Consider the following 25,485-nt stretch of genomic DNA (forward strand, 5'->3'; position numbering starts at 1 on the left):
TGATTAAAGTGTGATATCCAAACCAAAACCGTAATAAACCGGCAGCGGATATGAGCGCGCACTGTTGGCACCATTAGCAGTAATGTTACCGCCCAACTCTGTTATTTCCGGGTCAATGAATTTTACCGGTGAGAATGTAAGCAGGTTTTGGCCTGTTAAGTAAGCCCTCACTTTTCTCATACCAATGTGTTTGGCGACGCCAACCGGCAGTGTATAACCAATTTGTACGTTCTTAACGCGTAAATACTTACCGTCAAAAATGTACATATCAGAACCACGGCGGAAGTTGTTCTCGTTAGACTGGCTGCCGCTTGCTGCAAGGCGCGGGAAACGTGCATCGGGGTTTTGAGGTGTCCAGTAATCTAATTGGTGCTGGTAAATTACCTGCGAGTAGTTTACGTGGAAAGGCTCAACCTGCTCACCTCTGATGAACATGTTACGCTTACCAACACCTTGTAAGAACAGGTTGAAATCAAAGTTTTTAACAGCAAGGTTGTAAGTAAAACCAAATGTTAAACGAGGGAAACCGTTACCAAAAACAAACTTGTCATTATCATCGATAACACCGTCTTTGTTAACATCTACATAGCGGTTATCGCCGGGAGAAAGCGTTAAACCAGCCGGTTTTGGGCCTGCATTTACTTCATCGATGTTTTGGAAATAACCATCGCGTTTAAGTGCAACATACGAACCAATTGGCAAACCCACTTTGTTAAGCAATTGCATCTCATCGTAGCTGCGCAACTGGTCGCCGCCTTCAAGTTTTAATATCTTGTTCTTGGTGTCGCCTACGTTAAAGGCAAAGCTGTGGTTAAATGCACCGGTTTTTACACGGTAGTTAATGTTAAGCTCCCAACCGCGGTTTTGTACTTCGCCGGCGTTATAATCAGGTAAGCCTGCACCAAAAACACCCGGTACTACCGGTGGCAGCAAAATATCTTTTGTCCTTTTGTTAAAGTAGTCTGCAGAAACGGTTAAAGCGCTATTAAAGAAAGTTGCATCAACACCTAAGTCAAAGGTTGCTGCGCGCTCCCAACGGATATCCGGGTTGGCAAATGAAATACCTGCACCACCTACCGGCGTGCCGTTAAAACCGTAAACAGAATTGTTGATGGTGCCATCACCGTTTCTGATAGGGCCAATAGTGCTCAAGTATTGATAGTTATTTACATTTTGGTTACCCAGGATACCGTATGAGCCTCTCAATTTCAGATCACCCACATTGCTGCGATAATCCTGCATAAAGTCTTCCTCGGTTAAACGGTAACCTGCAGTTACTGAAGGGAAGAAGGCATTACGATGGTTAGAAGCAAACTTAGAAGATGCGTCAACCCTGAAGTCAAACTCCGCATAATATTTATTCTTGTAAGAGTAAGACGCCCGACCGAATACAGAGTTAAGGCTGGTTTCGCTGGTATTAAGGTTAGATGGAGATGCATCTATCGTAGTACCTGTAATTGGCGTACCCAATTCAGGGTCGGTAAATTTAAGGCGGATGTAATTTGAGCGATCTGTAGTCGACTCGTTAGCCACACCTACTAAAACATCCACATTATGATCTTTTGCAATAGTTTTGGTGTATTGCGCCAAAAACTGTGCGTTAGTGAACAGGTTTTTGTTGTTATCATCATTGGTATTCCTGTCTGCCCCGTAAGTACCTTTAGGAAGGAAATTTACCTGCGTAACGCGCGCAAACATGTGGTTAGAAAGCAAAGTACCACCAAAAACACCTTTCAATTTAAAGTCTTTGGTAACGTTCAGTTCTGCGGTTAAATTACCAAATACGTTATCGTTATCGCGTTTACGGTAACCACCCTTTTCAAGAATACCCAGCGGATTAAACTCCGCCAATACATCATTGGTTAAGTAATTTCCGTTGGCATCTTTAATTGGATAGTAGGTTGGTGTACGACCGGCATCAACGATCAGTGTACCGGTGTTAAAAGAATGCTCTTTGATTTCGGTGCGAGAATATGACAGGATACCGGTTACCTTAAGTTTACCGAACTCCGAAGTCAGGTTCATGCGATAATTATACCTGCGTAAACCATAACCCGGACCAACCAGGTTGTTACGCTGATCCAATACACCGGCAGAGATCAAGTATGATGAATTTGCATTACCGCCAGACAGGCTCAAATTATGACTTTGTTGCGGCGCATTCTGCAAAATCTCATCCAAAAACCATTTCTGATCGCCTGTTTGTTGAAACTGGCGGATCTGCTCTGGTGTGTAAATGGGTGTCAATCCGGCATTTACTACTGCCTGGTTACGCAATACAGCATTTTCCCAAGCGTGTACCGGTTTGTAACCAACGCGTGGTACCTGCACACCAGCCTGCCCATTGTAGGTAAGCGATGCTGCAGTGTTTTTGCTGCCTTTTTTGGTGGTAACTAAAATTACACCGTTTGATGAACGTGAACCGTAGATAGCAGCACTACCAGCATCCTTTAATACCGAAACGCTTTCGATGTCATTAGGGTTTAATAGGTTAAGATCGCCGCCGGTGATGCCATCGATAACAATGAGCGGGTTATTATTACCAAATGTACTAACACCACGTATGTTAATGGTTTGGTAAGCGCCCGGCTCATTGCTTGTTTGCTGTATGATAAGGTTTGGGGATGTTCCTTGTAAGGCCTGCGTTAAGTTCACCGCAGGTTTACCTTCTATGGCCTTGGCAGTAACCTGGTCAACAGCGCCAATAACGTTTACACGTTTTTGTGTGCCGTAACCAACAACTACAACCTCGTTCAACGAGTTTTGCGATGCCTTAAGCTGTACTTTGAAATTAGTTTGATTACCCACAGGAATTTCCTGGGTATCAAAACCAACAAAGCTGAAAACCAGTACAGCATCAGGCCCCGGTGCGTCTAATGCAAACCTGCCGCTTACATCAGTAACCGTACCTGTACCGGTACCTTTTACTTTTACGCTTACACCAGGTAAGGCAAGGCCGGTGTCATCTACCACGGTACCTTGTACGCGTACTGCGTTAGGTGCACCAATTGCCGAACCTGCGATGGTTTGCACCTCGCTCCTGTCTGATATAACAATTACATCGTCAATTACTTTATAGGCCAGGTTAAACGGAGTTAAAACCTGGTTGAGCACTTCTTTTACGCTCTTGTTGTTTACGTTGATATTTACCCTGTACGACTGCTTTAACAAGTTATCTGCGTAAGCAAACTTAACTTGATTATTAGATGCGATCTTATCCAGCACATCCGTAAGCTTTTGGTTTTTAACCTGCAGCGTTACGTTTTGCTCTAAAAATCTTTGTCCGTAAGATGTATCTGCAATTGCAGTTAAACACATCAAACAAACTACAAAGCAGGCAAGCGAGGTATATTTCATTAATATTAATACATAACGAACCACTCCATTTGATAATAGAGATATATTCATAGATTTGAATAAATTAAAGTGTTTGAAATTCAAGTGCTACGTTAAGAATTCGACCCTCTGTTACGTACACTTAATAATAACCCGGCATTTTAATCGCCCTGTTCAAATGCCCATTTGACAGGGTTTTTTTATGTATTTATGTCCTCATGCAGTATTAATTTAGGTGTTAATGGATATTTATCTATTAATTACAATTGGTTTCTCTTTAAAACTCAGCAGCCTTTGCCCTTTAGTTGGTAGCTACTGCCATCTGCGCCCTGTATAGCCCTGCCTTTTACCAGTTTTGAAATGATCTTCATCACATTTTGTAAAGACACATTAGTAAAATTGGCGGTTATTGAACATTGCGAGAGGTTGTTATCGGCTTTTATCAGCACACCAAAGCGGCGCTGTATCACGTTCAAAACTTCTGCAAGCGGCATATTTTTCACGATAAAGCTGCCGTCTCTCCAGCCCGTTAATGCATTCACATCCACGTTAGCAGCTGTGGTAACTTTGCCGTTTTTATTATCAAGTACCGCTTCTTGCTGAGGTGTTAAGAACACCGTTTTTTGTGCAGGAGCCATAACACCTACTTTACCTGTTGCTACATCAACCTTAACAAAGTTTTCGTTAGGATAAGCCTTTATGTTAAAGCTTGTGCCTAACACCTGTGTGCGTACCTTACCGCTATGCACTATGAAAGGCATTTTATCGTTGTGGGTCACCTCTAAAAATGCTTCACCGGTAATAGTTACCTCACGTTTATCTCCTCTAAACGTTTCGGGATAACTCAGTTTGCTGCCGCCGTTAAGCCATACTTTGGTACCATCAGACAACGTCAAGTTTGCCACCTGGCTGCCCGCTGTAACCAGTTGCTTTTGCGCAATTGGCGATACCACATCCATTACCTGGTTTTTCTTTTGGTACAAAACGCCTGCTGTTGCCAGTACTGCAATAACCGATGCTGCGGCTATCCACTTTTTCTTATTGTTGCTTTTCTCTGCCGGCATGGCATCAATTTGTTGGGTGATGCGGTTGTAAACAGCATCATTATCAAAGCCGGTAGCATCCGTTTGCTTGGTTAGGTCAAGCTCGTCAAAATATTTTTGTACGAGATTTTCCTGCAAAGCACGGTCTTTGGCTTCAATTTTTTTTCTAAGAAAAGTGAACTTTCTCATTCGGTTTATAGATGTAAGATGCTATGCGAAAGGCTACCCCCTAAGCCAGCGTAAAATATTTTTAAAAAAATAAAACAATTGGATTTTTCCGGCAGATGAATTTAAAATAACTGCAACAGAAGTGCAGCTATTACCGCAGGCAGGTAATCTGTAAGGCCGGTGCGCAGGTGGCGCAGGGCAATGGTCATTTGGTTCTCCACAGTTTTAACCGAAATATTCAAACGCAGTGCGATCTCCTTATTTGACAGGTACTCTTTACGACTAAGTGTAAAGATCTCCCGGCAACGCTCGGGCAGGCGGCCAACATTTTCGTCTAAAATAGCTGAGATGTCTTTTTGGAGTACTTTGCTATCCGTGCTGTATTTCTCTGTGAGCATGGCAATAGCTGATATATCTAAGGTTGCTTTTTTAGATCGGATATACATCAGTACCCTATTTTTTATGGCTACCTTTAAATACCACTCTAATGACGTTATCCTAAGTGTCGATCGTTTTGCCCAAAGATCAACAAACAGCTCTTGTACAAGATCTTCGCAAACATCCTTATCCCTAAATAGGTTATACGCGACAGCATATACCTTTGAGGAATACTTGTTATACAGCACCTCAAACGCAATTCGGTCGTCGTCCCGCAGCATCGTAAGCAAATCTGCATCGGGCCACATCTGATATTCCTTCAGTGGATACATAGCGAAAAGAAAGCGGTTTTTTGATTAAAATTGGTAACGCATAATTACAAAGTTTATTTGAAAATTAAAATACCTTAGTGTAAATGGTTGAAAAAATAGCACAGGCACAATTTGCATGGCAACAGTAGCATTAAACAGTAAAGCAGGTAAATGGACCATGGTCTCTTGCATAATGGCATCGGCCATGGCATTTATAGATGGCACCGCACTTAACGTTGTATTGCCTGCCCTACAGCAAAGCCTTAATGCCAGCGCGGCAGATCTTTTTTGGCTACTTAATGCCTATCTGTTAGTACTCGCCGCGCTCATACTGGTTGGCGGATCCTTAGGCGATAAGCTCGGCCGTAAAAAAGTATTTATGGCAGGCATATTTGTATTTATCTGCGGTTCTGCCTTGTGCGGGCTGGCCAATAATATTACTTGGCTTATCATCTTCCGGGTATTACAAGGCCTTGGCGGCGCGTTTATGATACCGGGGAGCCTTTCACTTATTTCATCTACCATTAATCCGAAGGAACGAGGTAAAGCTATTGGTACCTGGTCGGCCTTTACCACTGTAGTGACCATGGGCGGTCCTATATTGGGCGGTGCCTTTGCCGATGCAGGTTTATGGCGTTATATCTTCTTTATCAACATACCCATCGGGATTGTAGCATTGCTAATTCTTTGGAATAATGTAGCCGAAAGCCGCGAAGTTGACGAAAACCCTTCCATTGATATTTGGGGGGCTTTTACCATCGCCCTTGGCTTAGCAATGCTCACTTTTGGCTTTTTGCGAATGCCAGCTCTTGGCTTGCAACACTGGCAAACGGCAGGTTCAATAACCATGGGAATAGCTTTTTTAATCGTTTTTGTATTGATAGAGAAGACAAGCAAATATCCCATGATGCCATTAAATCTATTTAAGAACATGACCTTTACCGGCGCTAACTTACTAACGCTATTTTTATATGCAGGGCTTGGGGCTGCCATGCTTTTTATGGGGCTTAATATGGTGCAGGCACAAGGCTACAGTCAACTGCAATCGGGCCTATCGTTTTTGCCTTTTACTTTACTTATGGTTGGTGTAGCGCGCTTTGCCGGCGCTTTAGCATACAAGTATGGCCCACGCCTATTTTTAACAGGCGGCCCTGCCCTTGCAGCCGTTGGCTTACTAATACTATCATTTGTTAAACAAACCAGCGGCCCGGCGGCCTACTGGACAAGTTTTTTCCCGGGAATACTGTTGTTTGGCCTTGGTATGTCTTTCACAGTTTCTCCTCTTACAGCAACTGTAATGGGCTCGGTAAGCGAACATTTCTCCGGTGTGGCATCGGGGGTGAACAACGCTATTAGCCGGGTGGCAAGCGTTTTTGCAAATGCCATAATGGGTGCACTGGCGGTGGTGTTGTTCTCTGCTGCACTGCAAACTCAACTTAAGGATGCAAAAGTACCAGCACAATTAAAAGAACAGATCATACAACAAAGCGCGAACCTCGGCAATGCCAAACCTCCAAAAAGCACGTCGAAGCAGCTTACAAAAACGGTCGAGATCGCCTACAGGCAAAGCTTTATAAACGCTTATGGCAATGTAATGCGTATTTCGGCTGCTTTGGCGCTCATGGGTGCTTTTATGGCTTTGCTGCTTGTTAAAAACGAAGCGGTAAAATCATCAGATCAGAGTACATCTGCAGAAAATTCATAAATCAGGTTTTATCATCATAAAAAAATGAGATATTACCATCTCGTAAGAACCTATTTTACATGTATTATGAACAGAGGAAGTTTTATAAAGAACAGCGCACTTGCTGCAGGAGCGGTTTTAACAGGCAATGCCGTTTTAGGCAGCACTGCCGCAAGCTGTAATAACGGTGAAACGGCAGCAACAGTGGCTGGCAAAACATTTAACCTTAATTATGCTCCACACGATGGTATGTTTAAAAATTCCGTAGGGAGCAACTTTCTTGATCAGATCAAATTCATGTACGACCAGGGTTTCCGGGCGATAGAAGATAACGGAATGGCTGGCCGTACGCCCGAGGAACAAGAGAAAATAGGTAACCTGCTATCAAAACTGGGCATGCAAATGGGTGTTTTTGTGGTAGACAAAGGCGGTAACGGTGCAAACACATTAGCGGCTGGTAAACAAGAGTACGTAGATATATTTTTAAAAGGTTGCCGGCAGGCAGTTGAAGTTTCAAAACGTTGCGGTGGTAAACTGGCTACAGTAGTTCCGGGTGACTTTCAGCGAAATTTACCACTCGATATTCAGAACGCCAACGTGATAACGGCGCTGCGCAAAGGAGCTGAAATTTTAGAACCACATGGAATTGTAATGGTGCTGGAACCTTTGAGCGACACGCCCGATCTTTACCTGCGCACATCCGCGCAAACCTATATGATATGCAAGGGCGTTAACAGCCCATCATGTAAAATATTATATGATATGTACCATATGGCCAAAAATGAGGGTAACCTTATCAACAATATTAAATTAACCTGGGATGAGATAGGTTACTTTCAAATAGGTGATAACCCCGGCCGCAACGAGCCTACTACCGGTGAGGTGAATTACAAAAACATCTTTAAATTTTTGCATGAAAAAGGCTACAAGGGCGTTTTAGGAATGGAACACGGGAATTCGCGGCCAGGCAAAGAGGGAGAACAACGTGTTATACAAGCTTATCGTGAAAGCGATAGTTTACTGGGATAATTATCTTGGCTCATAAGCATAGACTACCTTAAATGGAACGCTTTTTAGCTTCGCGGATAGCTGCCCGATGCTTAGATCCTCTGCCTGTGGTGTTGGCTCGCAAACAGAATATGCCTTGCCGTTATAGATAACTGGGTCCCCTACCGGCTTGTTAAAACCTACCGCCATGGTTATATGCGTTGGGTAAAGCATAGCTATCATGGGCAAGTTGTAGATCTCTTTTACCAAATAAAAAAACAGTGCTGCCCTATCATCACAATCGCTGTAATCAGAAGCAAGTGTTTCACCTGGCGACAAGCGTTTTTCCCTGCCATAGTTCTGTTCATCATTTTCATACAGAAACGCGTAACGTGTAAAGCGCATCAGGTAGTCAACACCCGTTTTTTCGTCCATTCCATCAACGTTTTTCTTAAGAATAGGAATGAGCGAACTGTAAGTTTCTTTACTTAGTGGTATATTAAAATAAGTTTCAAAATCAACACCCGGATAGTTGATAAAAGCCTTTTGCTGATCGGCATTTACTTTTACTTTAAAGTGGTAGGTTTTATGGGCATACTGAAAGGAAAGGTCTTTTTCAACATCCATATCCGGCCTGAAATCGGGCATCAGGTTCACTTTGTAAGAAAAAGATCTTGCCACACCCGGAACAGGCAGCGGCACCGGTTTTGGCGGATCATCATTTAAATTGATATTGGCGTAATCATGAATATTTAAGCAAACAAATTGCTTATTATCCACCATAAAGTATGGGATATCCCTTACCTCTTCATTATTGTAAACGTAGAAGATAACCTTGTTGTGAGAGAGCGCCAACCGTGCATCGTACCCGGAGCCATTTAACATAAACCACTTATAGAAAGTGTATTTTGCATAATTTATGTCTTTAGGAGCTATCTGCTGCGCAACCCTTCTGATCAGTTGATAATACATCCAATCGTTCAATTTATGCTCGTTCTTGTACGCCAGCAGTGACTCTATCAGTGGCTTGGTGTTAGTTATCTGTAATTGCTGTTGTGCGGCCTGCAGGTTTTTGGCCGTTGGATTATCAGGTAAGTCGACATTTAAAGACTGACCGACGTTAATCACAAATGGATCTTTGTAGAAATCAACACGTATGATATTGCCTTGCGCGTGCAATACATCCGCCAACAACATAAGGCTGGCAATCAAGGCATATCTAACAAATGCACGCATTGGCTTAACAATTGGATAACATTAAAGCTACGATAAATTAACGTTTATTTAATGCGATCAATTGTTGATTTTTTAAGCAATCTTAGAAGGCGGCTTACCAAACTTATTCTTGAACGCAAAAGAAAAGTGTGAGAGATCTTCGAAACCAACGTCGAGATAAACCTCAGAAACAGGACGACCTTTTTCTTTTATTTGAAAATATGCTTCCTTAAGTCGCCTGTTTAATAGCCATTTACCTGGAGTAGTATTAAATTTTTTTTCAAAATCGCGCTTAAAGGTTGCCAAACTTCGTCCTGTCAAATAGGCAAAACGCTTCATCTGCACATTAAAATGGAAGTTCTTTTCCATAAAACTTTCCAGATCTATCTTTCCGGGCTCGTTAAAATCGAAGAGGATATCGGCCAGTTCAGGTTTGGTTTGCAGCAGGATCAATATGGCCTCATTAACTTTAAGCTTCTGAAGTTGCGGGAGTACTTCAGTCCCGGCATCCCTGTATGGACTTAGAGAATCCATAAAACTTTTATACAGGTTATTAGACTGAAGCGTTATGATCGATGGCGTACCCAACTGATGGGTTGATGCATAGCCATTAGCAATACAAAAGCTCCGCAATGCTTCCTGGGTAAGGTAAATGGAAACAGACTTAAATTCGCCCCCCGTTGTAGGCGGCTGTTTTATATATTTTACAAGGCTATTTCTTTTAACAAACCTAAAGTCACCCTCGTTAAAAACACTTGTAGCTGTTGCATCAGTTATGGTAAGCGTACCTGATATTTGATAACTAAAGGTATGTTCGGGCACAAACTGCTCCCCTTCGCGACTTCGTGTAAAGTAGCAGGAATAAGAGATCATAGGTTTTTCAATTTGTGACATAAATCAAAATAACAAAAAGGCAAGGCCTTAACAGCCTTGCCACGATAATTTTATTTTTTCAAGCTTAGAAAACGCTTTCCAACTTCTGATTCAAAAAAGTTTTCTGCATCATCAGCATCTGTAGACATACTCACCTGCTCCCACTTTTCCAACTCTCTCAATTTAGCGGCTTCAGAATGTTTTGCAATCCCTACCGCATCACTACCTAACAGCAAGTGTAACGGGGGCTCCGATTCGTTGACAATGTTTATGATCATTTTTGCTGCCTTATCTGGGTCACCTGTGGGCTTAAAATTGCCACTTTTAAAATGTGCTATTCTTTTGTTAACCGTGCTGTAGCCTTCAATTTCTGGAGCATAGGTCATTGAATCACCCGCCCAATCTGTACGGAATCCACCAGGTTCTATGCAAGTAACTTTAATGCCAACGTCAGCAACTTCAATTGCTAAGCCTTCACTAAAACCACTTAAGCCGAATTTAGCTGCCTGATAAACAGATACGCCGCCACTGCCAACGCGCCCACCAATTGAACTGACCTGCAAAATATGCCCTGATCTTCTTTTGCGCATGTGCGGAAGAACGGCACGCGTTATTTCTATAGGTGCATATAAATTAGTTTCCAACTGGCTGCGGACCTGCTCATCGGTGTAAGCTTCTACAGCGCCGGTGATCCCGAACCCGGCATTGTTAACCAACACATCTATACAGCCAAATTTTTCGACGGTAGTTGCAATCGCGCTGTGCACTTCCTCTTTGTTGTTCACGTCTAACTGCAAGGGTAATATTGAGTCTCCGTATCTTTCAACAAAGTGCTCTAAATTTTTATTATCACGCGCTGTTGCAGCCACTTTATCACCGGATGCTAAAACTGCTTCTGTAAGACTGCGTCCTAAACCTCGAGACGCGCCTGTTATAAACCAAATCTTTGCCATAATTATCTTGTTTTGATAAAGCAAAGGTAGCCTGTGCGAGAAAAAACCACTTTGTTTTAAAGCTCAAATTAATTTGTTTTAAAGCTCAATTGCAGCTTTGGCTTACTTAACCTTCAGATCATTGATATCATCGAGCAGAAAACAGTGACTAAAGCTTGTCATTCCGGTTTTTGGATAATAGTTGACTGCTTTGGGTGCAGCTAATAAGATCAATTTTGCCTTTACAGAGTGTTTTTTTGTTTCGTAGATGAGCCTGGCACCTATACCCTGCTTCTGATAACTTTCGTCAACAGCCAGATCTGATAGATAGGTACAGAAGGCGAAATCCGTTAGCGAACGTGATACGCCTATCAACTTACCATTGTGGCGGGCGGTGATCATAAGGTTTGCATTTTGCAACATCGCTTCAATGCGTTCGGCGTCATCAACCGGCCTGCGCTCTGCAAGCGTGCTACGTTTTAATACATCAACAAACTCTTCAGAACTGAGCGTTAACTCACGTTGATAAACTATTAAAGGTACAGCCATCGTCTTTAATTTAGATTGTTCGTATCCGACTTAGGATTCAGAAATGCTTAGCCGAAAAGCTAATCTACAAAAAGCACCTGTGGCTTGCTCAATATTCTGTTATTAAAAATCTTCTTCTATCAAAAGCTTATTAACGTATGCACTTGTAAAGTTTCCTGCGGCCACAGCGTTGGCAACGCTGCGCATGGGCGACGCACAATCCCCTATTGCAAAAACACCGGGAACTGAAGTTTCACCAAACATATTGACCTGGATATGTCCGGCTTTAGTTAAATCGCAACCAAGTTGCTTTGGCACGTCACTTTTTTGACCAAAAGCAGGCTTGTAAAATATAAAATCAACAGGTAGTGCACCGCCGTTTGTCAAAGTAACGTGACTAACCTGCCCATTATGATGTATCAATGAAGCAATGGGCGATTCAATAATTGCAATGTTATTATTCTCTAACTTAGCCCGCTGTAACTGGGTAAACGTGGCTGGCCCATTGGTAAATACCGTTAAATATTTACTCCAATTATGGATAAGCCGGGCGTACTCAAAACCCTCATCGCCGTTGGCAATAACCGCCAGCATTTTGCCCCGCTCTTCATAACCATGGCAATAAGGGCAATGAATGATGGATGTTGGCCAGCAAGCAGCAAATCCATCTATATCGGGCAAAATATCATCAACGCCGCCTGCAATTATCAATGTTCGGGCAGTAAATAAATTACCGGATGCAGTCCTCACATCAAAATGGGTATTGTTGGGTTTTGCTTCAACAACCGTATCGTTCAATATACTTACCGACGGATATTTTAACACCTGTTGCCGCGCCGAAAGAGCTATTTGTGCAGGTGAGGCCCCATCATGTGTAATAAAGTTATGCGAATGCGCTACCTTTTTATTACATGGGTCGTTATTGTCTATAACCATCACGTTCTTTAACGATCTGCCTAACCCCATCGCTGCCGATAAGCCTGCAAAACTTCCACCTATTATAATTACATCAACCATGCTCAATATTTTTATTGCATCAAAGTTGCATTTAAAATATTTTCAACGAAAATTTCTTTTGTAAAACTTGTGTCAGCCTTTGAACGTAGATGAGAATGTTTTTTAGTAATATTAGGTCATATTATATACGCATGAAAAAGGTATCAGTTGTTACCATTAATTTTAATCAGGATAAAATAACCGAAGAGCTTTTAGTATCTATTGCCGAAACCAATACCTACCCCGAACTGGAAGTGATCGTAGTGGACAATGGCAGCACCGTAAACCCGGTACCGCTGTGGACCACTAAGTTTCCGGATGTAAAGTTTATCCGGTCTGAAACCAATGAGGGCTTCTCAGGCGGTAACAACATCGGTATTGCACAGGCAAACGGCGACTATTATTTTCTGGTGAATAACGATACCGAGTTTACGCCTGGACTCGTGCAAAAACTGGTAGAGATATTAGACACTCACCCTCAAGTAGGCATCATCTCTCCAAAACTGGTTTACGATTTTGACAGAAGCATTATTCAGTATGTTGGGTTTACCCTGGTTGATTACTACACCTGTCGCAACCGCGCGGTAGGCAAAGGCGAAAAAGACCTCGGGCAGTATGATAACCTGCTTGGCCAAACCGGTTACTGCCATGGTGGTGCCATGATGGTAAAGAAAGAAACCTGCGAAAAAGCAGGCTTAATGGCCGATAATTTCTTCATCTATTATGAAGAGGTTGATTGGGGCGAACGTATCAATAAATCTGGCTACCAGGCCTGGGTGCGTGGCGACGCTACCATATACCACAAAGAATCGATGACAGTAGGTAAAAAAAGTGCCTTTAAAGAGTACTTTATGAACCGCAATCGAATACTCTTTATCAGGAGAAATGCGCCTGCCTTTAAAGCGCTGATATTTTATGTCTACTTCGTTTTATTGGTTGTTCCCCGTAATATCATCAACTACACAAAGGAGAAAAAATACAACTTCATCAGTATCCTTTTCAGGGCTTTGTGGTGGAATGTTACCAATAGTAAAGACAGTACTAAACTTGGTTTTACGGTTAACAAGGTATCATGATTGCGGTACTGTGGATCAGTCTTTTTATAGTTGCCTATACTTTTGTGGGCTACGGATTTCTGCTTTACTTTATAATCAAAGCCAAACGGGCGGCTAAAGGTAAACCTATCTTGCCTGTTGTTGCCGATGATGAGTTACCAACCTGCACGCTTGTTGTCGCTGCTTACAACGAATCTCATTTCATTGCAGAGAAGATCAGAAACAGCCTGGAGCTGCAATACCCGACAGGCAAGCTAAAATATGTTTTTGTTACCGATGGCTCATCAGACAATACGCCGGAGATCATTGCTCAATTTCCGGAGATAACTTTATTGCACAGACCGGAGCGTGCCGGTAAAATTGCGGCGGTACACCGTGCAATGGAATATGTAGATACGGAAACCGTGGTTTTTACCGACGCCAATACCTTTTTGAACCCAGAGGCCATAGTGCGCATTTGCCGCCATTACAGCGACCGCTCGGTTGGTGCGGTTGCAGGTGAAAAACGCGTACATGTTGACACTAATGCAGATGCCAGTGCCGCTGGTGAAGGTTTCTACTGGAAATATGAATCAACATTAAAAAAATGGGATTCTGAATTGTACTCTGTTGTTGGTGCCGCAGGCGAATTATTCAGCGTACGACGGGACCTTTACCAGGATGTGCCGGCTGATACCGTGTTGGACGATTTTATGATCTCGATGCTAATAGCTGAACAAGGCTATCGTATCATTTACGAGCCGGATGCTTATGCAGTAGAAACGGCATCAGAAAACGTTGCTGAAGAATTAAAACGCAAAATACGTATAGCTGCAGGTGGCATACAATCTATCCTGCGTTTAAAGAGCCTTTTGTTTTCATTTAAATACCCTATCCTGTCGTTTCAGTATGTAAGTCATCGCGTTTTACGCTGGACCGTTACACCTATCTTTTTGATACTGGCATTTGTAATTAACATGGCCTTGGTTATTAATGGCACAACTTGGTTTTACACAGCCTTGTTTGCAGCACAAGTATTATTTTACTGCCTTGCATTTTTAGGTTTCGTAATGGAGAAGCGACAGATAAGGATAAAAGCCTTGTTTATCCCTTACTATTTCTGCGTAATGAATTACGCTGTATTAGCAGGCATCATCCGTTATTTCACAAAAAAGCAAAGTTCTGTTTGGGAGAAGGCGCAACGGAAAATGTAAGATATTTGCCTATATAATCTTATTCTGTATTCAATCCTTTACATATCTAAACACTACCATCAAATTATCGGTAATTGGGCTTGCTCCATAACTGCAGTTACCAGCCAACGAAACTAAGATCTTTTACTGCCTAAATGAATGGTTAGACTAACTCGCCTTCATAATTAGTTATTTCTTTACAGAAGGCTGTACATTATCTAAAGGTCTTTTTCCTTCCGCATCATACTAAGGAAGGCCGCTGTGATGCCCAAATAGCTGGCAATGTGTTTTTGATTGATACGCTGCTCAAGACCGGGATAATGCCGCCGAAACTCCAGGTATCGTTGTTCGGAAGTTAAGGAAAGGTTTGAGGTAACCCGTCGTTGGTACATGTCAAATCCGTTCTGGATCAGGATTCGGAAGAACCGCTCCAGTTTTGGAACACTATTAAAAAGATTTTCCAGATCCGTCAGGGTGAAACAACACAGCTCAGAATCTTCAAGCGCTTGTATAGTATGAGTTGCAGGCTTTTTCTTAAAAAAACTAACATTATCACAAGCCCACCAATTTTCAGTATAAAAGCAAAGATTATGTTCCTGCCCATCAGTATCAGTATGATACATCCGCAAACAGCCTTCTTCAACAAAGTAGATATGCCTTTCTGTTTCACCAGGTGTCACCAATAACTCCCGCTTCTTAAAGCTTTTACAATGCATTAATGTAAGTACCTGCTCCTCTTCATCAGGAGCAAGTAACACATGTAAAGCAAAATTGCGCAAAATAAGTTGAGACATTAGGCAAGTATAACCTTTAAAAGTCAATTTGTCGGGTCATGATCAGTTTAAGCTCCGCTGTCCCGGCTATGCGGAGCGGGTTAGCTATTGTCTGATAAATCTCGCTTTGCGCAATGGTCATAAAGGCCTCTGCACTTGGGTACTCTACAAGTACAATCTCGTCCCATTGTTCGTTTTCATCGGCAACTATGTTTGCCACCACTTCGCTTACAAACCTTACCTTAACACCTTCAATAGCCAGTTGCTTTACCACTTGCTCAAAAGCCGGGATATACTCATCCAAATAAACCTTTTTGTCTTTAAACTTTATCAGGTTCAGCATTACTACAGGTCCTTGACCTTGTTTGATATCGGGAAAATTGATCTCTACCATGCCACAAAGGTCGTAGGCGTTTGCCGAAAAAAAGTTCAGGTAGTTGAAGAGTTTAAATCGATAATAGCTTCTGTTATTAACTTGATTCCAGTTTGCCTGCTGAGTTTTATCAACTTAAATATTGGAGATATAAAAGCTTTTTAGGACGATTGATTCCCTGCCGATCGCTCAGCTTCATTAAGATGAACTATATCCGAGTTCAACCGCTTCCTTCGCATCAACTCGTAAGACTGTCTGATGTAAACGAACAAACCGGGTCTGATATCATCGGCAGTATCTACACGGATATGATTTTCAAATTTGTTTCCAACCGCTTTGCTTTTGATGACAGGCTTTTCGGGATGTGGCCCAGCTGAATAAAATTTAATATCGAGCCATTTTTTCATCGGCCGGATAATTAAAAAGCCCATCCTTCGCGTAAAAACGATACAGTTTGGCGTTACACCTATTAGCACTTTTTCCCAGTCGGCTACCTCCGCAAGTATCTTATCAAAAGCCGGCACTAAATCAGGTGATCGTCCTTCGGACAGGGTATCAAGACTAACCCGTTGGCAATAGTGCCGGTAATCCTTCCAGGGCAGTTCACGATCGCAACTTGGGCAAGTCCAGCTCATATCTGATATACGAGCTAAAATAATGCCGAAGATGAGCAAACCGAATCAACGATATGAACTTTGAGTGACCTACAATTAAGGTTTGATTTTATTAATTTTGGCACATGTCAAACGAAGAAACTACCGGCATCCCCGGGTTGGACTTAACGGAGTTAAAACTGACAGGGTTTAAGGTGCATGCGCTGTCGCATTCGGAAGCTGTACCGGTTAGCGCCGGCCGCCGCGACTTTTATAAAATGGGCCTTGTGAACGGTGACATGACCATCAATTATGGCGGGGAATTATTGGAGATCAAAGGAACAGTATTGTTCTTCATCAACCCTAAAGTAGCGCATACACTCGTCCGGCGCGTACACCGCACCAGCGGCTATGCTTGTATTTTTACTGAAAATTTCATCAGTGCCCGTGAACTAAAGGATTCTCCCCTTTTCAGGATTGGCGAAAATCCGGTTATTAAGCTCGATGAGGCTCAAACAGCTTTCATGACTGGCATTTTCAAAAAGATCTTATCCGTGTATGACGGAGATTATCCTCATAAAAGTGACCTGATCAAAAACTGCATCTCCCTTATTATACACGAAGCTTTGCGCATCCAACCACCAAAAAATCTTTCACATTCCAGAAATGGCGCAACTCGTGTTGCTCGGTTATTTATGGATCTGCTTGAAAAGCAATTCCCCATAGAACGGAGTAGCGAACCGCTTAGTTTACGTACGCCCCATGATTATGCCGAACAATTATCGCTGCATGTAAATTATTTGAACCGGGCCGTAAAGGAGGTAACCGGCCACCCGACTTCGGCTCATATCGCCAAACGCATTATAGCTGAAGCCAAAGCCCTTTTGCATCACAGCGATTGGAGCGTTGCCGAGATAGCATACGCGCTGGGTTTTGAGTACCCCGCATACTTTAATAATTATTTTAAACGTGCTACCGGCACCACGCCTAACGGTTTTAGGAAGGTTTGATAATTATAGTTATTGGTTTGGTAGTGATTGGCAATCTATCCCGCCAAAAAGGAGCTTTGTAGTACATTAAATTTATGAACTATGAAGATTCTTGTAACCGGGGCAACCGGAAAAGTAGGAAGCAGATTTGTGCCAAGACTAATCGCTAAAGGACATGATGTAACCATATTGGTAAGGGATGCTGATAGAGCCGCCGAACTAATTACAATTGGTGCAAAACCTATTATTGGCGACCTTTACGCCCCCGCAACTTTGCCGCCTGCAGTGGCAGGTATGGATGCGGTGATTCACCTCGCTGCATTATTCCGCACCTTTACAGACAACGAAGGTATTATTAAAACCAACCGCGAAGGCAGTATTGCCCTTGCGCAAGCAGCTATGGATGCTGGTGTAAAGCGATTTGTTTTTACCAGCACCAGCAACGTATATGGTTCGGGATATGGCCGCCCTGCCACGGAAGATGAGCAGGTAGATATCAATGACCCGAGAGCATATTCTTCCAGCAAGATAGCCGCCGAACAAGAACTGCTCAATTTGCAACGAGAAAACGGCTTCGATGTAAGGGTGCTGCGACTGGGTTTCGTGTACGGCGACAAAGACCCGCACATTGCAGAGATCATTCCGTACATTAAACAACTGAAGATGCAATCGGGTTCGCGTATGCATATGGTGCATCACCTTGATGTAGCGCAGGCATTAATGATTTTAATGACTACTGAAGGATTGGACGGTGAGATATTTAATTTGGCCGATGATGCGCCGATCACTCTTTATGAATTGGCAGAATCGGTTGGCCAGTTAGATGAAACTTTCAACGAAAATGAAGGCCCGCTAAATGATCCATTCAAAGGCATTCAGGATGTTACAAAGTTGCGAAGCCGAACAAGTTTTCGACCACTGGTGCCAAGTTACCATGTTGCCAAAGATCTTGACATTTTGTAAAAAGAAAAAGAGAGTGACTGAATCGCCTTAATTGAATTTTGCCCTAAATTCCAGTGGCGAAAATTGGTTTTTTCTTAAATAGTGTGATAAAGGATTGTGCATGCTCAAAACCAAGCGCGTAAGCGATCTCACTTACCGAGAGGCTGGTCGTGGAAAGCCATTGCTTGGCTTTCCCGATCAATTTTTCATGGATGTGTTGCTGCGTGTTCTGGCCTGTATGTACCCTCAGCAAACTTACTTTATATAAGCGCATTTCAAATTTACTTCAAAATTGCACCATATATTTGTGGTTATGACAGTACTTGTGCTTGAAGACAATCAACGACTTGGAGCCAGCATCGAGGATTTCCTGGTGCGAGAAGGCTACATTTGTGATGTGGTTGATACCTATCTTAAAGCGCGTGACAAATTGCTGTCGGTTGATTACGATTGCGTACTGCTTGACATTATGTTGCCTGATGGGAACGGCCTTGATCTGCTGAAACTTATTAAGCAGGAGAACATCCAAAGCGCTGTACTCATTATATCTGCAAAGGAAGCTCTTGACGATAAGATCAGAGGCCTTGAGGGCGGAGCTGATGATTACATTACCAAACCCTTTCATCTTAGCGAACTGCATGCCCGTCTGCGTGCCATCTACCGGCGTAAAAACCAAATGGCAACAAATGCCAACGTTGTTAGCTTTAATGAAATAAACCTGAATACCGATACCTTACAAGCTTTTATCAATGGTGAGTTGCTTGATATAACCCGTAAGGAATTTGACCTGCTGATGTATTTTATAGTAAATAAAAACAGGGTATTGTCAAAACAAGCTATTGCCACCCATCTTTGGGGCGACTATACCGACAATTTAGATAATTTAGACTTTGTTTATCAGCACGTTAAAAATCTGAGACGTAAAATATCGCAGTTAAATGGTACTGATTATATTGATACTGTATACGGGTTGGGCTATCGTTTTAAAGAAGCAGGGGTATGAAATTAATTAATAAGCTTACTTATTGGATAATGGGCGTTGTGTTCCTGGTAACGCCGTTCACCATGATCATATCGTATCGCAGCATAAAAAGCAACATCAATAATGCAGAGATCAGAAGACTTAAAGATGTTACCGACAAGGTTGCCGAACAATTAAAAGCAGGCCAGCCGCCTCACCAGTACATTTTAGACAGGCCTATAACTGTTAAGCAAGTTGCTGCTTTGCCTGCCGTTAAATTGCAAACTAAAAACTATAGCTTTTACAATGCTGAATTGAAACGGGATGAGTGCCGTATGGATGTTACTTCATACTACAAGATCAATAATAAGGTCTACGCGGTATCAACCTACAATTACATTACCCAGGGCAAGCAGATCATTATGGGGATGGTTTATGCCTTGGCCTGGAAGATTGGTTTGATCACCCTAAGCGTACTCATCAGTGGCAGGCTGGTATCAAAGTATATACTATCGTCTTTCAAACAAACTTTGAAGAGCATAGAACAATTTACACTCGGCAATAAAGAAAAACTGGTTTTACCGGCCACCTCTACCGCTGAATTTAAAGAGTTGAACAGCTTTCTGCAAAACATGACAGACAGAGCTTTAAAAGAATATAATGCTGTAAAAGAGTTCAGCGAAAATGCATCGCACGAAGTGCAAACACCACTGGCTGTTATGCGTACCAAGCTTGAACTTTTATCGGAAACCGAAATAAATGCTGAGCAAGCTCAATTGATAGGTGATATGCAATATTCTATCGAGAAGCTTGTGAAAATCAATCGCTCGCTTCTATTGCTTACAAAGCTTAACAATTCAGAATATCAAACTACTGAAAAGGTAAAATTCTGCCGTATTGCAAAAGATATGGTAAGAGCTTTAGCGCCACATCTTGATATAAAAGGCATTGAGCTGCGAAATCATATTGGCAGTAACATTCCGCTGCAGATACACCCTGTATTGGCAGAGATACTATTGAACAACTTATTGGGTAATGCTATCCGCTATAACAACCCGAATGGTTATATTGATATTACCCTCACTCAACACCACCTCACTATAAAAAACCCGGGCTTAGCACCAGAGGTTGATCCGGCAAGTTTATTTCAGCGGTTCAAAAAATCCAATCAATGCGAAGATAGCGTTGGCCTTGGTTTATCCATTGTTCAGCAAATATGTGCTGTGAACAATTTTGAAGTTAACTATAGCTACGAAAACGAAGAGCATATTATTTGTGTGAACTTTGATAACGAGGCTGTTTTACAGCAACCAACCACAACTGTGGAAGAGACATTTGTTGCAAAAGAATCGATTTTAGCGTAATTTTTTTGTCATAAACATTACAACTTATTCAGATTTGTAGCAATACTTCAAAATTACTTCAAAAAGTAGCGGTACTCTTGCTATGCGTTAATCAATCGATTAACAGCGCTTTTTTGAAGTACATGAAAAGACTTTCCTTATTAGTTTTATCCTCTGCTTTACTACTTGCAAATAGTTCAAAAGCACAACAACATCTTAGTTTAAAAGAGGCCCTACAAATGGCCTCAGATAACTATGGTACAGTTAAAGCCAAGGCAAACTATGCCAACGCATCAAAAGCAAGTGTTGATCAGGCTAAGCGCGAATACCTGCCGAATCTGAATTTGGGTGTGGAACAAGCCTACGGCACCATTAACGGAACAAACGGACCGCTGTATGCGTTTGGTGGAGCAATTGCTTCGTCGGGCCCGGCTTTGGGCAGGCAAAACTGGAACGCCGCATTCGGTGCGCTTTACCTGGCTAACATGAACTGGGATTTCTTTGCCTTTGGCCGGGCGCGCGACCGCGTGCGCGCTGCGGTGGCCGTTGCCCAACGCGATAACAATGATTATCGACAAGAGACATTTCAGCAAAGGATCAAAGTAGCAGCAGCATATCTTAATCTGGTAGCGGCCCAGCGCATCACTGCATCATACCGTAAAAATCTTTTACGTGCCGATACTTCACGCTTAGTAGTAATTGCACGGGCTAAAGGCGGTTTAATAGCCGGCGTGGATTCGTCTCAAGCTAATGCGGAGATCTCCGGGGCAAAAATATTATTGATTCAGGCGCTGAACGCCGAGCAGGAACAGGCAAAAAATTTGGCAGTGCTGATAGGCTCGCCAAATGCTGACTTTATTTTAGATACGATATTTACTTCCAGGATACCAGCAGATGTCGCCGCAGCGTCGTCAGTGGATAGCATCTCTGCTAAACATCCTGTATTAGATTATTACAAGAGCCGCATCACGGTTAGTGACAAACAGGCGGATTACTACCGCACATTCAGCTACCCAACCTTCTCCTTACAAGGTGTATTCCAATCAAGGGGGTCAGGGTTTAGCAGTAACTATATAGCAGACCAAACCGCTTACAGCGGCAATTACTGGGACGGCATTAATCCTACCCGTTCAAACTACCTGGTAGGTGTTGGTATTAGCTGGAATTTCACGCAGCCTTTCCGGGTGGCCAAACAGGTAAAAGCGCAACGCCTGATCAGCGCAGGGTTAACGGATGAATACAACCTTGCCCGCCAGGAACTTACCGCTCAGATAAACCTGTCTGATAAGAAAATTCTGAATGCCCTTACCAGTTACCGCGAGGTACCTGTCCAAATTAAAGCCGCAGGCGATGCCTGGATCCAGAAATCGGTATTGTATAAGAATGGGCTAACCAACCTGGTTGATGTTACCCAGGCGCGTTACGCCCTTATTCGTGCCGAAACCGACCGCGATATTGCATACAATAACGTATGGCAGGCTCTGTTGCTCAAAGCTGCCGCCACCGGTGACCTGAACCTTTTTGTAAATGAACTATAATATATACTGATGAATTTAATTCGTTTTGCGCTGCGTAAACCTATCACCATTATGGTGCTGGTTGCCGGTATGCTCTTCTTCGGCATCAAATCGGCCACTACTATAAAGGTTGATATTTTCCCCAAGCTTGATCTGCCCGTTATTTACCTTTCACACCCCTTTTCGGGTTACACGCCATCACAAATGGAAGCCATGTTCGGTAAGCAGTACGTTAACGTATTGTTGTTTGTGAACGGTGTAAAAAGCATCGAGACCAAAAACATCCAGGGCCTTACCCTTATGAAGATCAGCTTTTACCCCGGCACCAACATGGCCCAGGCCGCTGCCGAGGTAAGTGCATTTTCCAATCGTGCGCAGGCCATCTTCCCCCCCGGCTCAAACCCGCCATTCATCATCAGGTTTGATGCTTCTACCCTGCCTGTAGGCCAGATAGTGTTAAGCAGTAATAAGCGCAGCAACAACGAATTGGCCGATCTGGCTAACGTATACGTGCGTGCGTCCTTCACTCAAATACCAGGTTTGGTTGGTCCGCCTCCTTCAGGTGGTAACGTACGGACCGTTGTTATTAAGGTTGATCCGCAGCAATTAAGGTCACACAATTTAACGCCCGACCAGTTAGTTGAAGCTCTGCGTGTAAACAACTTAACCGCACCATCAGGTAACGTACGTGTGGGCGACAAAAACTATATCACCCCAACAAACACTACCGAGCATAATATTAAAGATTTCGAAGACATTCCGCTGTTTAAAGGTGGTGTACAGAACCTTTACCTAAAAGATGTAGCTACAGTTGAAGATGGTGCCGACGTAACATCTGGCTATGCATTGGTTAACGGGCGCCGTTCGGTTTACCTTAATATTGCCAAAAGTGCCGACGCATCAACCTGGGAAGTAGTACAAAAGTTAAAAGCATCTCTTCCTAAAATGCAAGCCCAATTGCCTGAGGATGTAAAACTGAGCTATGAGTTTGACCAATCTACGTATGTGATCAACTCCGTAAAAAGCTTATTAACTGAGGGGGGCATTGGTGCACTACTAACCGGGTTAATGGTACTCCTGTTCCTTGGCGATGTACGTGGTGCTTGTATTGTAATCTTAACCATACCCATCGCTATCATTTCGGCAGTGCTATTCTTAAGCCTATTTGGACAGACCATCAACATCATGACCTTAAGTGGACTTGCGTTAGCTATCGGGATATTGGTAGATGAGAGTACGGTAACCATTGAGAATATTCACCAGCACTTTGACATGGGCAAGCCAAAGGCACTGGCAATTTGGGATGCCTGTAAGGAGATAGCTTTCCCTAAATTATTGATCCTGTTTTGTATACTGGCGGTATTTGCGCCTGCATTTAGTATGGGTGGCATCCCCGGCTCATTGTTCCTGCCGCTGGCATTGGCCATTGGTTTCAGCATGATCGTATCTTATTTCCTGGCGCAGACATTTGTGCCGGTAATGGCAAATTGGTTGATGAAGATCAAACATCACCACAAACCAAATGGCCAAGAAATGACCGATGCCGAAGAATTTGCAGCAGCTGGATTAGCAGATGAAGGGGAGCACGATACCTGGGCGCAAAAAGGCCAATTGGTTGAACATACCGACAGCAACCATGACGGTAAAATCAGTCGTTTTGAGCGCATCCGCATGAGCTATATGCGATTTATTGATAAGATGGTACCCTTTCGCAAGCCTATTGTTTTAGGCTATTTACTGATAGCTGTGATAGCTGCAGGTTTTATGATGAGCACTATTGGCCGCGATGTGTTACCAAAGGTAAACGGCGGGCAGTTCCAGTTGCGTATCCGTGCTGCTGAAGGTACCCGTATCGAAAGCACAGAAAAGAAAACTTTAGAAACCATCAAAGCAATTGGCAGCATCACCGGCCCTGAGAATGTGGCCATTAGTTCTGCCTACGTAGGTACGCATCCGGCATTGTTCTCTATCAGCCCTATTTTCCTTTGGATGGCACAACCGCATGAAGCTATTATACAGGTGGCTTTAAAAGAAGATTACCACGCCAATTTGGATGAACTAAAAGAAAAGATCCGCGCCAAAGTGGCTAAAGAGATACCTGATATTAAACTTTCTTTTGAACCGATAGAACTAACGGACAAGATCCTTAGCCAAGGTTCCCCTACCCCGGTTGAGGTAAGGATCTCGGGTCGTAACAAACAACTGAATGAAGAATATGCCAATAAACTGATCACTAAGTTACAAAAAATAGATTACCTGCGCGATGTACAATTAGGCCAGTCTACCAAGTACCCGGCTATCAAAGTAGAGGTCGATCGCCAAAGGGCTGCGCAATTAGGCGTAGATATGAACGATATATCCCGCTCTTTGATCGCATCAACTTCATCATCCCGCTACACGGAGAAAAACATCTGGATAGATGAAAAATCAGGTTACAGCTACAGTGTGCAGATACAAGTGCCTGAAGCGAAAATGAGCAGCATAAACGATATTGGAGAAACCCCTATCCTGCGCAATTCAGATCGCCCGGTGTTAAGCGATGTTGCAACTTTAACGCCAGGCACAACCTACGGCGAAAATGATAACTTAGGTGCCATGCCCGTGCTATCTGTAACAGCCAACCTAAACAACCACGATCTGGGTTCGGCATCAAAAGATGTACAAAAAGCAATTAATTCCCTTGGCGAACTGCCACGCGGTTTAAATGTGGAGATGATAGGCTTAACCCAAACCCTTGGCGATACCATGAGCAGTTTAGAGAACGGTTTGATCGTGGCCATCGTAGTGATATTTCTGATGCTTGCGGCTAACTTCCAATCGTTTAAAGTATCGGGTGTGGTTTTGGTCACCGTGCCGGCAGTTATATTGGGTTCACTATTGTTGCTCATTATATGCGGCTCTACACTTAACCTGCAATCGTACATGGGTATGATCATGTCTGTGGGTGTATCCATCTCCAATGCCGTATTATTAATCACCAATGCCGAGCAGTTACGTAAACACAATGGTAACGCTTTGCAATCGGCAAAAGAGGCTGCTGCGCTGCGTATGCGCCCTATTGTAATGACCGCCCTGGCAATGGTTGTAGGTATGATACCGATGGCAAGCGGTTTAGGTGAAGCCGGCGACCAATCATCACCACTTGGCCGCGCTGTTGTGGGTGGCTTGATAGCATCTACCTTTGCAGCGTTATTTATTTTGCCGCTGGCATTTGCATGGGGTCAGGAAAAGGCGACTACTCAAAGCGTATCCCTTGATCCTGAAGACGAAGAAAGTAAATTTTATATCAACACAAATAATCCTGTCACTCACTAAT

General features: G+C 43.1%; 21 protein-coding genes and 1 pseudogene. 10 read left to right on the forward strand and 12 right to left on the reverse strand.

Annotated features, from left to right (window positions below; translation table 11 throughout):
* Nucleotides 1-3: 3 nt before the first annotated feature.
* From INP83_RS16560 to INP83_RS16570, 3 genes are all read right to left on the reverse strand, one after another.
* Nucleotides 4-3,357, reverse strand: coding sequence for a TonB-dependent receptor (locus INP83_RS16560; RefSeq protein WP_219125136.1), 3,354 nt, complete (start codon nucleotides 3,355-3,357; stop codon nucleotides 4-6).
* A gap of 263 nt (nucleotides 3,358-3,620) precedes the next feature.
* Nucleotides 3,621-4,568: a FecR family protein gene (locus INP83_RS16565; RefSeq protein ID WP_219125137.1), complete on the reverse strand. Its 948-nt coding sequence runs from the start codon at nucleotides 4,566-4,568 to the stop codon at nucleotides 3,621-3,623.
* A 101-nt stretch (nucleotides 4,569-4,669) separates the two neighbouring features.
* The gene (locus INP83_RS16570) at nucleotides 4,670-5,257 is read right to left on the reverse strand and encodes an RNA polymerase sigma-70 factor (RefSeq protein WP_219125138.1); all 588 of its coding nucleotides are present in this window, start codon (nucleotides 5,255-5,257) and stop codon (nucleotides 4,670-4,672) included.
* Nucleotides 5,258-5,372: 115 nt separating this feature from the next.
* Here INP83_RS16570 and INP83_RS16575 point away from each other — a divergent pair, with 115 nt between their 5' ends.
* Both INP83_RS16575 and INP83_RS16580 read left to right on the forward strand, forming a co-directional pair.
* Complete coding sequence (locus INP83_RS16575; RefSeq protein ID WP_219125139.1) at nucleotides 5,373-6,941, forward strand: MFS transporter; 1,569 nt, start codon at nucleotides 5,373-5,375, stop codon at nucleotides 6,939-6,941.
* A 66-nt stretch (nucleotides 6,942-7,007) separates the two neighbouring features.
* Nucleotides 7,008-7,949: a hydroxypyruvate isomerase family protein gene (locus INP83_RS16580; protein WP_219125140.1), complete on the forward strand. Its 942-nt coding sequence runs from the start codon at nucleotides 7,008-7,010 to the stop codon at nucleotides 7,947-7,949.
* Here the strand turns inward: INP83_RS16580 and INP83_RS16585 are convergent, their stop codons facing one another.
* The 5 genes from INP83_RS16585 to INP83_RS16605 form a co-directional block, all read right to left on the reverse strand.
* Entirely contained in the window at nucleotides 7,950-9,143 is a 1,194-nt protein-coding gene (locus tag INP83_RS16585; RefSeq protein ID WP_255563177.1) for a hypothetical protein, read from the reverse strand. It lies immediately after the preceding gene.
* A 72-nt stretch (nucleotides 9,144-9,215) separates the two neighbouring features.
* Entirely contained in the window at nucleotides 9,216-10,016 is an 801-nt protein-coding gene (locus INP83_RS16590; protein WP_219125141.1) for an AraC family transcriptional regulator, read from the reverse strand.
* 50 nt (nucleotides 10,017-10,066) lie between these two features.
* Nucleotides 10,067-10,948 carry an oxidoreductase gene (locus INP83_RS16595; RefSeq protein WP_219125142.1) on the reverse strand — a complete coding sequence of 294 codons (882 nt, stop codon included), beginning with the start codon at nucleotides 10,946-10,948 and terminating at the stop codon, nucleotides 10,067-10,069.
* A gap of 102 nt (nucleotides 10,949-11,050) precedes the next feature.
* Nucleotides 11,051-11,476: a GNAT family N-acetyltransferase gene (locus INP83_RS16600; RefSeq protein WP_146269673.1), complete on the reverse strand. Its 426-nt coding sequence runs from the start codon at nucleotides 11,474-11,476 to the stop codon at nucleotides 11,051-11,053.
* Nucleotides 11,477-11,578: 102 nt separating this feature from the next.
* Complete coding sequence (locus INP83_RS16605) at nucleotides 11,579-12,472, reverse strand: NAD(P)/FAD-dependent oxidoreductase (RefSeq protein ID WP_219125143.1); 894 nt, start codon at nucleotides 12,470-12,472, stop codon at nucleotides 11,579-11,581.
* 131 nt (nucleotides 12,473-12,603) lie between these two features.
* On the opposite strand from INP83_RS16605, the gene INP83_RS16610 reads away from it, so the two are divergent.
* On the forward strand, nucleotides 12,604-13,527 hold the full coding sequence (locus INP83_RS16610; protein ID WP_219125144.1) for a glycosyltransferase family 2 protein: 924 nt from the start codon (nucleotides 12,604-12,606) through the stop codon (nucleotides 13,525-13,527).
* Entirely contained in the window at nucleotides 13,524-14,699 is a 1,176-nt protein-coding gene (locus tag INP83_RS16615; RefSeq protein WP_219125145.1) for a glycosyltransferase family 2 protein, read from the forward strand. The genes INP83_RS16610 and INP83_RS16615 overlap by 4 nt, the downstream gene beginning before the upstream one ends.
* A gap of 197 nt (nucleotides 14,700-14,896) precedes the next feature.
* Here INP83_RS16615 and INP83_RS16620 read toward each other — a convergent pair whose 3' ends face one another.
* From INP83_RS16620 to INP83_RS16630, 3 genes are all read right to left on the reverse strand, one after another.
* Nucleotides 14,897-15,472: a Crp/Fnr family transcriptional regulator gene (locus INP83_RS16620; RefSeq protein ID WP_219125146.1), complete on the reverse strand. Its 576-nt coding sequence runs from the start codon at nucleotides 15,470-15,472 to the stop codon at nucleotides 14,897-14,899.
* A gap of 16 nt (nucleotides 15,473-15,488) precedes the next feature.
* On the reverse strand, nucleotides 15,489-15,845 hold the full coding sequence (locus tag INP83_RS16625; protein WP_219125147.1) for a DUF1330 domain-containing protein: 357 nt from the start codon (nucleotides 15,843-15,845) through the stop codon (nucleotides 15,489-15,491).
* A 140-nt stretch (nucleotides 15,846-15,985) separates the two neighbouring features.
* Complete coding sequence (locus INP83_RS16630) at nucleotides 15,986-16,459, reverse strand: DUF5655 domain-containing protein (RefSeq protein WP_219125148.1); 474 nt, start codon at nucleotides 16,457-16,459, stop codon at nucleotides 15,986-15,988.
* 104 nt (nucleotides 16,460-16,563) lie between these two features.
* Between INP83_RS16630 and INP83_RS16635 the strand changes: the two genes are divergently transcribed.
* Together INP83_RS16635 and INP83_RS16640 are read left to right on the forward strand one after the other, a co-directional pair.
* A complete protein-coding gene (locus INP83_RS16635; protein ID WP_219125149.1) occupies nucleotides 16,564-17,427 on the forward strand; it encodes an AraC family transcriptional regulator in 864 nt (287 codons plus the stop codon).
* A gap of 81 nt (nucleotides 17,428-17,508) precedes the next feature.
* Nucleotides 17,509-18,369, forward strand: coding sequence for an NAD(P)-dependent oxidoreductase (locus INP83_RS16640; protein WP_219125150.1), 861 nt, complete (start codon nucleotides 17,509-17,511; stop codon nucleotides 18,367-18,369).
* 27 nt (nucleotides 18,370-18,396) lie between these two features.
* On the opposite strand, the pseudogene INP83_RS16645 reads toward INP83_RS16640, so the two are convergent.
* Nucleotides 18,397-18,613, reverse strand: a pseudogene (locus INP83_RS16645) (helix-turn-helix domain-containing protein); the annotation flags it as partial.
* Between the two features lie 48 nt (nucleotides 18,614-18,661).
* Here INP83_RS16645 and INP83_RS16650 point away from each other — a divergent pair.
* From INP83_RS16650 to INP83_RS16665, 4 genes are all read left to right on the forward strand, one after another.
* Nucleotides 18,662-19,351: a response regulator transcription factor gene (locus INP83_RS16650; protein WP_219125151.1), complete on the forward strand. Its 690-nt coding sequence runs from the start codon at nucleotides 18,662-18,664 to the stop codon at nucleotides 19,349-19,351.
* A complete protein-coding gene (locus INP83_RS16655; protein ID WP_219125152.1) occupies nucleotides 19,348-20,673 on the forward strand; it encodes a HAMP domain-containing sensor histidine kinase in 1,326 nt (441 codons plus the stop codon). Before INP83_RS16650 ends, INP83_RS16655 begins: the two co-directional genes overlap by 4 nt.
* 122 nt (nucleotides 20,674-20,795) lie before the next feature.
* The gene (locus INP83_RS16660; RefSeq protein ID WP_219125153.1) at nucleotides 20,796-22,190 is read left to right on the forward strand and encodes a TolC family protein; all 1,395 of its coding nucleotides are present in this window, start codon (nucleotides 20,796-20,798) and stop codon (nucleotides 22,188-22,190) included.
* 9 nt (nucleotides 22,191-22,199) lie between these two features.
* Nucleotides 22,200-25,484, forward strand: a complete 3,285-nt coding sequence (locus INP83_RS16665) for an efflux RND transporter permease subunit (RefSeq protein WP_219125154.1) — start codon at nucleotides 22,200-22,202, stop codon at nucleotides 25,482-25,484.
* Nucleotide 25,485: the final 1 nt, after the last annotated feature.

The organism is Mucilaginibacter sp. 21P, assembly GCF_019331605.1.
GTDB classification, from domain to species: Bacteria; Bacteroidota; Bacteroidia; order Sphingobacteriales; family Sphingobacteriaceae; genus Mucilaginibacter; species Mucilaginibacter achroorhodeus.

Excerpts from the sequence above, each read along its gene's own strand:
- INP83_RS16665 (WP_219125154.1), top strand. The coding sequence starts at position 22,200 with ATGAATTTAATTCGTTTTGCGCTGCGTAAACCTATCACCATTATGGTG.
- INP83_RS16640 (WP_219125150.1), top strand. The coding sequence starts at position 17,509 with ATGAAGATTCTTGTAACCGGGGCAACCGGAAAAGTAGGAAGCAGATTT.
- INP83_RS16625 (WP_219125147.1), bottom strand. The coding sequence starts at position 15,845 with ATGGTAGAGATCAATTTTCCCGATATCAAACAAGGTCAAGGACCTGTA.
- INP83_RS16610 (WP_219125144.1), top strand. The coding sequence starts at position 12,604 with ATGAAAAAGGTATCAGTTGTTACCATTAATTTTAATCAGGATAAAATA.
- INP83_RS16660 (WP_219125153.1), top strand. The coding sequence starts at position 20,796 with ATGAAAAGACTTTCCTTATTAGTTTTATCCTCTGCTTTACTACTTGCA.
- INP83_RS16655 (WP_219125152.1), top strand. The coding sequence starts at position 19,348 with ATGAAATTAATTAATAAGCTTACTTATTGGATAATGGGCGTTGTGTTC.
- INP83_RS16630 (WP_219125148.1), bottom strand. The coding sequence starts at position 16,459 with ATGAGCTGGACTTGCCCAAGTTGCGATCGTGAACTGCCCTGGAAGGAT.
- INP83_RS16565 (WP_219125137.1), bottom strand. The coding sequence starts at position 4,568 with ATGAGAAAGTTCACTTTTCTTAGAAAAAAAATTGAAGCCAAAGACCGT.
- INP83_RS16615 (WP_219125145.1), top strand. The coding sequence starts at position 13,524 with ATGATTGCGGTACTGTGGATCAGTCTTTTTATAGTTGCCTATACTTTT.
- INP83_RS16590 (WP_219125141.1), bottom strand. The coding sequence starts at position 10,016 with ATGTCACAAATTGAAAAACCTATGATCTCTTATTCCTGCTACTTTACA.
- INP83_RS16595 (WP_219125142.1), bottom strand. The coding sequence starts at position 10,948 with ATGGCAAAGATTTGGTTTATAACAGGCGCGTCTCGAGGTTTAGGACGC.
- INP83_RS16575 (WP_219125139.1), top strand. The coding sequence starts at position 5,373 with ATGGCAACAGTAGCATTAAACAGTAAAGCAGGTAAATGGACCATGGTC.
- INP83_RS16560 (WP_219125136.1), bottom strand. The coding sequence starts at position 3,357 with ATGAAATATACCTCGCTTGCCTGCTTTGTAGTTTGTTTGATGTGTTTA.
- INP83_RS16635 (WP_219125149.1), top strand. The coding sequence starts at position 16,564 with ATGTCAAACGAAGAAACTACCGGCATCCCCGGGTTGGACTTAACGGAG.
- INP83_RS16585 (WP_255563177.1), bottom strand. The coding sequence starts at position 9,143 with ATGCGTGCATTTGTTAGATATGCCTTGATTGCCAGCCTTATGTTGTTG.
- INP83_RS16580 (WP_219125140.1), top strand. The coding sequence starts at position 7,008 with ATGAACAGAGGAAGTTTTATAAAGAACAGCGCACTTGCTGCAGGAGCG.
- INP83_RS16570 (WP_219125138.1), bottom strand. The coding sequence starts at position 5,257 with ATGTATCCACTGAAGGAATATCAGATGTGGCCCGATGCAGATTTGCTT.
- INP83_RS16650 (WP_219125151.1), top strand. The coding sequence starts at position 18,662 with ATGACAGTACTTGTGCTTGAAGACAATCAACGACTTGGAGCCAGCATC.
- INP83_RS16605 (WP_219125143.1), bottom strand. The coding sequence starts at position 12,472 with ATGGTTGATGTAATTATAATAGGTGGAAGTTTTGCAGGCTTATCGGCA.
- INP83_RS16620 (WP_219125146.1), bottom strand. The coding sequence starts at position 15,472 with ATGTCTCAACTTATTTTGCGCAATTTTGCTTTACATGTGTTACTTGCT.
- INP83_RS16600 (WP_146269673.1), bottom strand. The coding sequence starts at position 11,476 with ATGGCTGTACCTTTAATAGTTTATCAACGTGAGTTAACGCTCAGTTCT.